The following is a 10,915-nucleotide window of genomic DNA, read 5'->3' as shown; positions in this document are numbered from 1 at the left end:
GGATCTCCGCGGGGAAGTTCGGCAGGGTCGACAGGTCGTTGCCGAAGGACGCCGTCTCCGACGTGAAACGGTCCCCGGTGAGCTGCATACCGTCACCCGAGTCACCCGCAAAACGGATGATCACCCGATCACGTCTGTGGACCGCTTTGCGGGAGGGCACCCGCTCGCTCGACGCACCGGTGCCGACCGGATCGAGAACCGACATGGGATGTTCCTTACGGGAGATGGGGGAGGTGCCCGAGGTCAGGCGTCGCCGGCTTCGGCGAGTTCGCGAATCGTGGGCGTGCGGAACAGATCCCTCAGTGGTACGGGGGAGAGTCCGCGGCCGCGCAGCGCGGCGCTGATGCGCACCGCCAGCAGGGAGTTGCCGCCGAGCTCGAAGAAGTCGTCGTCCAGCCCCACCGGCGTCCCGAGGACCGTCGACCAGACCTCCTGGAGGACCGCCGCGGTCTCCCCGCCCCCGGCGGGGTGCGCCACGGGAGCGGACGCCCCGCGGGCCGGCTCCGGCAGCCGCGCGGCGTCGAGCTTGCCGTTGGCGGTCAGCGGCAGGGAGTCCAGGGCGGTGACGGTCGCCGGGAGCATGTAGGCGGGGAGCACCGCGGCGGCCCGCTTGCGCACCGCGGCGGTGTCCCTGTCCGCCGGGACGACATAGGCGTCGAGGCGGGCGGTGGCGGGGTCGGAGGGGTCGTCGCGGCGCACCACCACCGCCGCCGCACGGACGTCGGGGTCCTCCAGGAGGACGGAACGGATCTCGTCGAGCTCGATCCGGAAGCCGCGGATCTTCACCTGGCTGTCGATGCGGCCCAGGTGTTCGAGCGCCCCGTCGGGCCGCAGCCGGCCGAGGTCACCGCTGCGGTACTGGCGGCCGCCGGCGTACGGGTCGGCCGTGAACCGGGCGGCGGTGAGGTCGGGGCGGCCGAGGTAGCCGAGGGCCACGCCCGCACCGCCGACGCGGATCTCACCCGTGACACCGGGCGGGACGAGCCTGCCGCGCGTGTCGGTCACGTACAGATGCCAGCCGTGCAGCGCCGGTCCGACGGACTTCGAACCGGCCAGGGCCAGCTCCCGGGTCAGGGTCTGCGCGGTGACGTGGACGGTGGTCTCGGTGATGCCGAACATGTTGACCGTGCGGCACGCGGCCTCGGGGTGCAGGTCGAACCAGCGCAGCAGCATCCGGGCGTCCAGCGGCTCGCCGCCGAAGACGACGAGACGCACGGCGAGCGAGGCGTGGTCGGTCTCCAGGAGCTGGGAGAAGGACGAGGGCGTCTGGCTGAGCACGGTGACCCTCTCGCGCTCCAGAAGGTCCCGGAACTCGCCGGGTTCGCGGGAGACGAGGTACGGGACGACCACGAGCCGTCCGCCGGTCAGCAGGCAGCCCCAGATCTCCCAGACGGAGAAGTCGAACGCGCCGGAGTGGAAGAAGGTCCACACATCGGCCGGGCCGAGGCCGTACTCGTCGCGGGTGGCGTCGACGAGCGCGACGACGTTGCGGTGCGGAACGACGACGCCCTTGGGGCGGCCGGTCGAGCCGGAGGTGTAGATGACGTACGCCGGGTCGTCGGGGCCCTGGGGGCCGGGGAGGGCGTCGAGGGGGCCTGCCCCGTCGAGGAGCTCGTCGGGGGTGACGGGGACGCCCGCCTCGGCCGGGTACTCCCCGTGCCGGGTGATCACCAGCTCCAGCCCGGCGTCCCGCGCCGTGTGGGCCAGCCGGTCGGCCGGGTACGCCGGATCCGTCGGCACATACGCAGCGCCCGCCTTGAGCACGCCGAGCACGGCCGCCACGAGTTCGGTGGTGCGCTCCAGGCAGATGCCGACCCGGTCGCCGGGGGCGACCCCGCGCGCCACGAGGCCGCGGGCCAGCCGGTCGGCGAGCCGGTCGAGTTCGCCGTACGTGAGTGCGGTGTGGCCGTTCCCGACTGCCGGGGCGTCCGGTCGTGCGGCGGCCACCCGGGCGAAGACGTCGGTCAGCCGCTCGGGCGTGCCGGCCGGGGCGGCGCCCGGGCGGCCGAGGGCCGCGACCCGCTCGCGCTCGGCGGCGTCGAGGAGTTCGACGTCGTCGGCCGGCATCGCAGGGCTCTCGCCGAACCGGACCAGCACGTGGGCGAGATGGCGCAGGAAGCCGTCGACGGTTCCCGGCGCCAGGTGGCTGCGGCGGTATGCGGCCCAGAGCCGGTTCCCGCCAGCAGCGCCCGGCAGCACGGTGAGGGTCAGGGGGAACGGCGGCGCGAGACACGGCAGGTACTCCGTCCCGGCGACGGCCCCGCTCTCCCCCGTCGCGGGCTCGATCAGGCCCACGGTCACGGGCCGGTCCGCCGGCGCGGGCACGGCGGCGCGCAGCTCGGCCAGCGTGGCGTCCGCAGGGACCGCGTGTGCGAGGGCGCCGCGCCGGTCCGTGGCGACGGTGACCTCGCCGCCGGCGCCGTGGCCCTCGTAGCGGTGCAGGGTGAGGGCGAGGGCGGCGAGCAGCGCCGACGGGTCCGCGACGGCGGGCAGGTCGAGGCAGCTGGTGTCCCAGCCCGTGGCGCCGCGTGCGCCGCCGCCCCACTCCGGCGCCGGACCCGCGGGGGGCGCGGCGACGCGGCGCACGGCTGCCGGGCCCTGCCCGACGAGGCCCGGGTCCGCGCCGGTGACCAGCGCACCTGCCAGGCGGTCCAGGCCGTCCCGGTCGAGCAGCGACCGGTCGGCCACCACCACCAGGTCCGCGACGCCGTCCCGGTGGCGCAGCAGCACGCAGCGCACGGCCCGGGTCGGCCGCTTCAGCTCGGCGTCGCGCCGCCGGAGCGCCTCCGGCTCGTCCGAGCCGGAGGCGACCTGCTCCACCCACAGCCGCCAGGGGCCCGCCGCGGCGAGGCGGGCGGTCAGCTCCGCGTCCGTCACCGCACCGTCCAGCCGCAGCCGCAGGGCGTGGCACTGCTCACCCACCATGGGGGTGTCCTTCCTCTCTTCCACAATGGACAGCGGCCGTTCGCCCGTCGCTCAGCGCGCGGTGAACCCGCCGTCCACGGTCAGCACGGAGCCGGTCACCTGCCGGGCGTCGTCCGAGACGAGGTAGACCACCGCCGCGGCCACGTCCTCGGGCTCGATCAGGGCGTTCATCGGCTGCGCCTCGGTGAACGTCTGCTCGTGCTCGCCGACCTGCACCTCCAGAGCCCGGGCGATCTCGGCGAGCATCCGGCCCTCGGCCGTCGGGTCGTCGCGCACCGAGCCGGGGCACACGGCGTTGACGCGGACCTTGGTGGGCGCGTAGTCGAGGGCCGCAGCCTTCGTCAGCCCGATCAGACCGTGCTTGGCGGCGACGTAGCCGGCGAAGTGCCGGTAGCCGACCAGTCCGGCCGTGGAGGAGACGTTGACGATGGAACCGGAGCGGCGGGCGCTCATCGCGCCGGCGACCGTGCGGATCACCCGCCAGGCGCCGGACAGGTCGACGTCGATCATCAGCGCCCACTCGTCCTCGCCGATCTCGTGCACCGGCCTGCCCGAGGGGGCGGCGATCCCGGCGTTGTTGACGGCGGCGTCGATGCCGCCGAACCGCTCCTCGGCCAAGGCCACGGCGGCCTCCACGGAGGCCAGGTCCCGCACGTCGCAGGCAGCGGTTAGCACCGCGGCGCCGTTCTTGCGGCACAGCGAGGCGGTGTGCTCCAGCTGTCCCCGGGTGCCCAGGGGGTACGGCACGCCGTCGAGGTCGCCGCACAGGTCCAGGAGCGCGAGGTCGGCACCCTCGGCGGCACAGGCCAGCGCGGTCGCCCGGCCGAGTCCTCGCGCGGCGCCGGTGATCAGGACGGTCCGGCCGGTCAGACGCACAGTTCCTCCGGCGTCCGGTTCAGGTCCCCGGCGAGGATCCGGAGGAGTTCCGGTGCCGACTCGGTCAGGTACATGTGGCCGCCGGCCAGCTCCACGTGGCGGAAGCCGGCGTCCGTGACCCGCGCCCACGCCTCGGCCTCGCCGCGCGTGACGAGGGTGTCGGCGGTGCCCCGCAGGCTCGTGACCGGCACCGGCAGGGGCAGTTCGTCGGCGGGCACGTACGACTCGTGCATCTCCACGTCGGCGCGGAGCGTGGGCAGGATCAGCTCGCGCATCTCGGGATCCTGGAGGGCCTCGTGGGCGTAGCCCGCGAACTCGCCGACCCGCTGGAGGAACGCGTCGTCGTCGAGCCCGGTGGCCCGGCGGGTGCGTGGCTGGGCGGGGTGGGGGGAGCCGCTGGCGAAGAGCCGCAGGAGCCGCACGTCGGGGGTCGCGCAGAGCCTGCGGGCCAGCTCGTGGGCGAGCACCGCGCCGAGGCTGTGGCCGAACAGGGCGACACGGTGCGGGCGCGGGGCGTCCCCGAGCGCGGCCTGCAGATCGGTGAGGAGGGCGGCGGCGGCGGTGTGCGCGTCGCGGAACGGCTCCTCGTCGATGCGGCGCTCGCGGCCCGGCAGCTGCAGGGGCAGCACGTCGAGGCCGAGAGGTTCGGCGAGGCGCTGCCACGGCCGGTAGAAGGAGGCGCCGGCACCGGCGAAGGGCAGGCAGACGAGGGTGGTGCGGTCGCTCATGTCAGTGCTCCGCGGGGGTGTCGGCGGGCAGGCGGGTGTCGTAGGCGACCGGCAGCCGCACCAGGCCGCGGCTGGTGGAGTTGTCGAAGAGCCACTGGATCTCCTCGGCCGGAACGGCCAGGCGCAGACCCGGCAGGCGGCGCAGCAGGGTGTTGAACGCGATCTGGCCCTCGACCCGGGAGAGCGGCGCGCCGACGCAGAAGTGCGGCCCCTGGCCGAAGGCGAGGTGGCGGTTGGCCGTGCGCGTGATGTCCAGCCGGTCGGCGTTCTCGAAGGCCTCGGGGTCGCGGTTCGCGGAGCCCATGAGCAGGTGGACGAAGCTCTCCTTGGGGATGGGGCAGCCCCCCAGCTCCATGTCCTCGGCGGCGACACGGAGGGTGCCGCGGTAGACCGGGGACTCGAAGCGCAGGAACTCCTCGACCGCGGACTCCGCCAGCTCGGGCCGGGCGCGCAGGATGTCGAGCTGGTCCGGGTGCGTGAGCAGGGCGTGGGTGCCGCTGCCTATGAGGTTGGCGGTGGTCTTGTGCCCGGCGATGATCAGCAGGACGAGGGTGGAGACCAGTTCGTCGTTGGTGAAGCGGTCCTCCTCGTCGGCTGCCCGTACCAGGATGCTGACCAGGTCGTCGCCGAGGTCGGCGCGGCGGTCGGCGAGCAGGGCGAGCAGGTAGCGCTCGATGTTCTCGCTGGCGTCCTTGAGCTTCTCGTTGGACTCGGCGTCCGGGTACGGAGCGCCGCTGAGCCAGTTGCCCCAGGTGTGCAGCTGCGGCCGGTCCTCGATCGGGACACCGAGGAACTCGCAGATGACGCGCATCGGCAGTGCGAAGGCGAACTCCATCAGGTTCGCCTCGCCGTGCTCGGGGAGGGCGTCGATCAGCTCGTCGGTGATCTCCTGGATGCGCGGACGGAGCAGCTCCATGCGGCGCGGGACGAAGGCGCGGCTGACGAGCTTGCGCAGCCGGGTGTGCTCCGGCGGGTCGGCGGTCAGCATGTTGCGCACCAGGACCGGGCTGGAGTCCTTGACGAGGTCGCGGAACCAGGCCGGGGCGTTGTCGACCCGCTTGGAGAGCCGCGGGTCGCTGAAGGCCTTGAGCGTGGTCGCGTAGTCGGCGACCACGTAGCCCTCGCCCCCCACCGGGTAGTTGATGGCGTGCACCGGGCAACCGGTGGCGCGCAACCCGGCGTTGCCGGCGTGGAGGTCGCCCCCCTCGGGGGCGGTGAAGAACTCGGGGGGAAGCTGGTTCCTGGTGCGGGGCAGCTCGGTGGTCATCGGGCTTCTCCTTCCGTGTCCGAGGGCGTCGTGTGCGCAGGCGTCGGGTCCGCGGACGCGGTGTCCGCGTACGCCTCCGGAGGGGCGAGGTTGCGAATGCGCGGGCTCAGGGTGGGCAGGGCGGCCAGACCCGAGAGGACGGCCATGACGGTGAACACCCAGACCGGGCCGGCCTGGTCGAAGACCGTGCCGATGACGAACACGCCGACCGGAGCGGCGATCATGGACATGAACATCACGGCGCCCAGGACGCGGCCCTGCGCCTTGTCGGGGACCATCGCCGCTAGATAGGCGAGGAACAGGGCGCTGGTGATGGGCCCGCGCAGGAACACGCAGGCGACGATGATCCCGAGCGGGACGATCCCGGTGACGTTGGCCAGCAGGATCGCGGCCACGGGGCCGATCCAGGCGGCTGCCAGGAAGAGCTTGGCCGGTGCGACCTTCTTGATGACCGGCCCCGCGATGAGCGAGCCGATGAGGCCGCCGACGCCGGCGATGGACAGCAGCAGGCCGGTGAAGCCCGCGGAGGCCCCCCGGCTCTCGGCCGTGGCGATCAGGGCGAGGAAGACGCCGGAGTGGGTGAAGGCCATGTTCGAGCCCATGATCCAGACGATCAGCAGCCGCAGGATCGGCTGGCGGGCCAGGATCCGGAAGCCCTCGGCGGTGTGGCGCTTCTCCCCGGGGGCGATGTGCTCCACCTTCATCGGCTTGCGGATGAAGAGCAGCAGGACGGTGGAGACGACGAAGCCGATGGCGGAGCTCAGGAACGGGAAGGCACGTGCCACACCGAAGAGGCCACCGCCGATGGGCGGGCCGCCCATGGTCGCGGCGAAGTAGCGGATCTGGTTCTGGGCGGTGGCCTGGCTGAGCTGGGAGGGCGGGACGAGCTGCTTGATCGCGGCGAGCCCGGTGGGGTTGGAGATGCCGAGGCAGGCGGCCGATCCGATGGCGATGGCGAAGACCAGGAAGGGGTGGGTCCGGTCCGCGAAGATCAGCAGGCTGAACAGGCCGAGCAGGACGGCCCGGACCACGTTGCAGATGATCATCAGCAGCCGGCGGTCCATCCGGTCGGCGAGTGTGCCGCCGGGGATGGACAGCAGGCTGGCGGTGAGCAGCTGGGCCGATCCGACCGCGCCCGCGTAGAAGGCGGATCCGGTGGAGGCGAGGATGAGCAGCGGGTACGCGACCTCCGCGGTCTCCTTGGCGAGCGCGGCGAACGCCTCGCTGATCCACAGGGCCTGGAAGTCGACGTTCTTCAGCAGCGGCTTCTCGGCCGCTGCCGCGGGCGGATTCCCGGCCGGTGCCGACCCCTCCGCCTCGTCCCGCTCCGGTCCGGGCGGCTCCTGCCCACCGGAGGCCGGCGTCTCGTCCGCCGTGCTCTCCGGCGGTGTCTGCGAGACCGTCATGAGTCGTTCCTCTCCTTGAGTTCGTCAGCGACGCGCGTGGCCAGCTCGTCGACGTACGGGGGCCGCAGCATCGACCAGTGGTCGCCGGCGACGGGGATCACGCGCAGGCCCGCCGGATACAGCCCGGCCAGGCGTCGGGTCAGCCGGGCGGCCGTTCCCGGGCCGGCGTCCGCCTTGAAGAGCACCGCCGGGCAGTCCACCGGCCCCGGCCGGTGGGCCAGTACGGCGGCCTGTCCGCCGAGGAACCGGCGGCGCCCCAGGGGGCTGCGACGCAGCGCCCCGGCCGTCGGCCCGACGCCGAGCAGCGTGTCGAGGCCGGCCCGTGCCCCGCCGAACAGGAAGTCCGGGGCGGCGGCGACGGGCAGCGGGCGGGTGTCCGGCACGTAGCCGTCGAGCAGGACCAGCAGGTCCACGGCCCGCCCTCGGCGGATGAGCAGCCGCGCGGTCTCGTGCGCGACCACGGCGCCGAAGGACCAGCCGCCGAGGGTGTACGGGCCGGTCGGCTGGGCCTCCGTCAGGGTCCGTGCGTGCGCGGCGGCCAGCGCCCGGATCGTGCCGCCCCGGGGCGCGGACCTCTCCAGCGCCAGGAGCGGGCGGCCGTCCGCGAGGTCCAGCCGGTCGGCCAGGTCCCGATACGGCAGGGCGGTGCCGAGGGCGTCCGCCACGAGGAAGACGGCGCGTCCGGTGCCCTCGCGCAACGTGGCCGTGCCGGGCGGCGCGGTGGCGGGTCCGTCCCGTCCGGGCCGCTGCCGCTCGACGAGCCCGACGAGCCCGGCGAAGGTGGCCCTCCGGGTGAAGTCGGTGACGGAGATCTCCGTGCCGGTGCGTTCGCGCACGGCGGTGGCCAGCGCGATGGCGAGCAGCGACTCGCCGCCGTGGGCGAAGAAGTCGTCCTCGTCGCTCACCGGGGCGGCACCGAGGATCTGGCACCACACTTCCTCGAGGACGCCTCTCAGGGGCCGATCCGGGCGGGCTCCGGCGGAGGGCCGTCCGCGCCGCGGGTGCGGGCCGCCGCTGCGCACGGCATCCGCTTCCGGGTCCTCGCCCAGCAGCGGATGCGCGGGCAGCGAGCAGCGGCGGGGGCGGTCCTCGGCGGCGGGATACCGGGCCTGGAGGAGGGTCTCCAGGGCCGCGTCGACCCCCAGTTCCCACAGGGCACCGATCGCGTCGAGCAGTCCGGTCTCGGCGTCGGCCCGCCCGCCGGGGGCGAGGCGGACGGTCCGATGACCGGGGTCCCAGCCGGGCGCGCCGCGCAGTGAGCCGGTCATCGAGCCGCCGGGGCCCAGCTCCAGGTACGTGGTGCACCCGGAGGCCAGCAGGGTGGCGGTGCCGGTGTCGAGGCGGACCGGCTCCCGCACGTGCGCGGCCCAGTGGCCGGGGGTGGTCACGGCCTCGGGGTCGGCCCACCCGCCCGTCGTGTTGGAGATGTACGGCAGCCGCGGCGGGCGGGCGGGCATCGACGACAGATGGTCCCGCACCGCCTCGGCTGCCGAGTTCATGGCCGGCGAGTGGAAGGCCCGCCGGGTGTGCACGGGGGTGACGCGCAGCCCGCTCAGGGCATCCCCCGCCAGGAGAGCGTCCATCGCGGCCCCGGGCCCGGAGAGCACCGCCGACCCGTTGCCGCGTACCGCCACGGCGATGTCGCAGCCTTCGGGCAGCCGGGCCTCGACGTCGGCGGGGTCGGCCCCGACCACGGCCATCCGGCCGGGCGCGGTGTCCCGCATCGCGACGGCCCGCCGGTGCACCACCGTGACGGCGTCGGGCAGGGTCCACACCCCGGCGAGGGCCGCGGCGGTGTACTCGCCGATGCTGTTGCCGAGCATCGCGTGCGGGACGACGCCCCACGTGGCGAGCTGGCGCCCGAAGGCGCAGCCCAGGGCGAAGAGGCCGAGCTGCTGGTGGACGGTGTCGGCGTACCAGTCGTCGGCGTCCCGCCCCCCGTCCGGGCCGGGCCCGGGCGGGGCGACCACGGGGCCCAGGTCCACCCCGCAGTCCTCGAAGGCGATCGTGCGTATCTCGTCGAACGCCGCGCGGAACTCCGGCAGCAGGCGGTGGGCGGCCTCGCCCGCGGCGCTCGTGAGGGTGCCCTGCCCCGGGAGGAGGAAGGCCACCCGGCCGAGCCGCCGCGGGGCGTCGAGCCGCCCGGCCGCGGCGCCCGCCGCACGCAGCGCCTCGGGGGCATGAGCGCCGTCGCGTACGACCACGGCCTGCCGGTGCCGGTGGATCCGGCGCCCGGCCAACGTCCACGATGCGGTGTCGAGTCCGGGCGCGTCCTCTGCGGAGAAGCGACGGGACAGGTCGTCGTCCAGGCGGGCCAGCGCCGCGGGGCCGTGCGCCGACAGCGGCAGCAACCGGGGCCCGGCGGCCGGCCGCGCGGCTCCGTCCCGTGCGCCGGCGGGGGCCTCGGTCAGCACCGCGTGCGCGTTGGTGCCGCCGACGCCGAACGAGCTGACCGCCCCGACGCGCAGTTCCTGACCCGCGCGCAGTTCCCACGGGGCGAGCCCCGCAGCCACCCGGAAGGGTGAACTCTGCAGTTCCAGAAGGGGGTTGGGTTCCGTGAAATGGGCCGTCGGGTAGATCTCGCGGTACTCCAGCATCAGGGCCGTCTTGATCAGGCCCGTCACCCCGGCCGCCGCGCCGGTGTGCCCGACCTGGCTCTTGACGGCGCCGAGCGCGCACCAGCCGGTCTCCCCGCTCCCCTCCCCGTAGACCTCGGTGAGTGCCTGGACCTCGATGGGGTCGCCCAGCCGTGTGGCGGTGCCGTGCGCCTCCACGTGGCCGACGGCGGTGGCGGCCAGGCCCGCATCGGCCAGGGCCGCGCGGACGACCTCGCTCTGCCCGGCGGCGGAGGGCGCGGTGTAGGCCATCTTCTCGGCGCCGTCGTTGTTGACCGCCGTGCCGACGATGACGGCGGCGATCCGGTCGCCGTCGCGTACGGCGTCGGCGAGCCGCTTGAGCACCACCACGCCGACGCCCTCACTGGGCACGGTTCCCGCGGACCGCGCGTCGAACGGACGGCAGTACCCGTCCGGCGCGAGGATCCCGCCGGGCTCGAACAGATAGCCCCACTCGCCGGCGGGCATCACGGTGACGCCGCCCGCCAGGGCGGCGTCGCACTCGCCGCCCCTCAGCGCCCGCACCGCGAGGTGCACGGCGGTCAGGGACGTGGAGCAGGCGGTCTGCACGGTGAGCGCGGGCCCGCGCAGGCCCAGTTTGTAGGCCACCCGGGTGGCGACGAAGTCCTTCTCCCTGCCGATGTACCGGGCCAGTTCGCCCAGCGCGGAGTCGTCGCGTCCCGGCCCCGAGCGGTCGGCACCCGCGTAGACGCCGACCCGGCCGCGGAACCGCACGGGGTCGAGACCGGCGTCGTCGACCGCGGTGGCCGCGCACTCCAGGAAGACCCGCTGCTGCGGGTCCATCGCCGCCGCCTCCGCGCGGCTGTACCGGAAGAAGGCCCAGTCGAAGCACCGGGACTCCTCGACGACGCCCATGACCGGCACGAAGTTCTCCCGGCCCGTGTACGCGGGGTCCGCACCGCGCCGCAGCAGCTCCTCGGGGGAGAGGCGGCTGATGCCGTCGCGGCCGGCCCGCAGCAGCGCCCGGAACGCCCGGACGTCCCGCGCACCGGGCAGCCGGCAGGCCATGCCCACGACCGCGACGGCGTTCTCGTCGAGTGTGCCGAGGGACGCGCCCTCGACGGGGGAGTGGGGCAT

General features: G+C 74.6%; 6 protein-coding genes and 1 pseudogene. All 7 read right to left on the bottom strand.

The genetic code is table 11. From position 1 onward, the window contains the following. Window positions 1-205 (bottom strand): annotated as a pseudogene (locus tag P3H78_RS19880) (2-oxoacid:acceptor oxidoreductase subunit alpha); the annotation flags it as partial. Window positions 206-243: 38 nt separating this feature from the next. Beyond that, window positions 244-2,925, bottom strand: a complete 2,682-nt coding sequence (locus tag P3H78_RS19875; protein ID WP_276110392.1) for a non-ribosomal peptide synthetase — start codon at window positions 2,923-2,925, stop codon at window positions 244-246. Between the two features lie 51 nt (window positions 2,926-2,976). After that, entirely contained in the window at window positions 2,977-3,801 is an 825-nt protein-coding gene (locus tag P3H78_RS19870; protein WP_276110391.1) for an SDR family oxidoreductase, read from the bottom strand. Further along, window positions 3,792-4,529, bottom strand: a complete 738-nt coding sequence (locus tag P3H78_RS19865; protein ID WP_276110389.1) for a thioesterase II family protein — start codon at window positions 4,527-4,529, stop codon at window positions 3,792-3,794. The genes P3H78_RS19870 and P3H78_RS19865 overlap by 10 nt, the downstream gene beginning before the upstream one ends. Window position 4,530: 1 nt before the next feature. Then, window positions 4,531-5,796, bottom strand: a complete 1,266-nt coding sequence (locus P3H78_RS19860) for a cytochrome P450 family protein (protein WP_276110388.1) — start codon at window positions 5,794-5,796, stop codon at window positions 4,531-4,533. Beyond that, window positions 5,793-7,202 carry an MFS transporter gene (locus P3H78_RS19855; protein ID WP_276110387.1) on the bottom strand — a complete coding sequence of 470 codons (1,410 nt, stop codon included), beginning with the start codon at window positions 7,200-7,202 and terminating at the stop codon, window positions 5,793-5,795. The genes P3H78_RS19860 and P3H78_RS19855 overlap by 4 nt, the downstream gene beginning before the upstream one ends. Then, window positions 7,199-10,915 (bottom strand): type I polyketide synthase, encoded by a 3,717-nt coding sequence (locus tag P3H78_RS19850; protein ID WP_276110386.1) that lies wholly within the window; start codon window positions 10,913-10,915, stop codon window positions 7,199-7,201. The genes P3H78_RS19855 and P3H78_RS19850 overlap by 4 nt, the downstream gene beginning before the upstream one ends.

Origin of the sequence: Streptomyces tropicalis, assembly GCF_029269835.1 — a bacterium.
Lineage (GTDB): Bacteria > Actinomycetota > Actinomycetes > Streptomycetales > Streptomycetaceae > Streptomyces > Streptomyces tropicalis.
Note: the sequence above shows the minus strand (reverse complement) of the source record. Positions and strands in the feature narration are given on the sequence as shown.

Bases quoted from the DNA above. Each gene is read 5' to 3' on its own strand.
- P3H78_RS19860 (WP_276110388.1), bottom strand. From the start codon at position 5,796: ATGACCACCGAGCTGCCCCGCACCAGGAACCAGCTTCCCCCCGAGTTC.
- P3H78_RS19855 (WP_276110387.1), bottom strand. From the start codon at position 7,202: ATGACGGTCTCGCAGACACCGCCGGAGAGCACGGCGGACGAGACGCCG.
- P3H78_RS19875 (WP_276110392.1), bottom strand. From the start codon at position 2,925: ATGGTGGGTGAGCAGTGCCACGCCCTGCGGCTGCGGCTGGACGGTGCG.
- P3H78_RS19850 (WP_276110386.1), bottom strand. From the start codon at position 10,915: ATGCCCCACTCCCCCGTCGAGGGCGCGTCCCTCGGCACACTCGACGAG.
- P3H78_RS19865 (WP_276110389.1), bottom strand. From the start codon at position 4,529: ATGAGCGACCGCACCACCCTCGTCTGCCTGCCCTTCGCCGGTGCCGGC.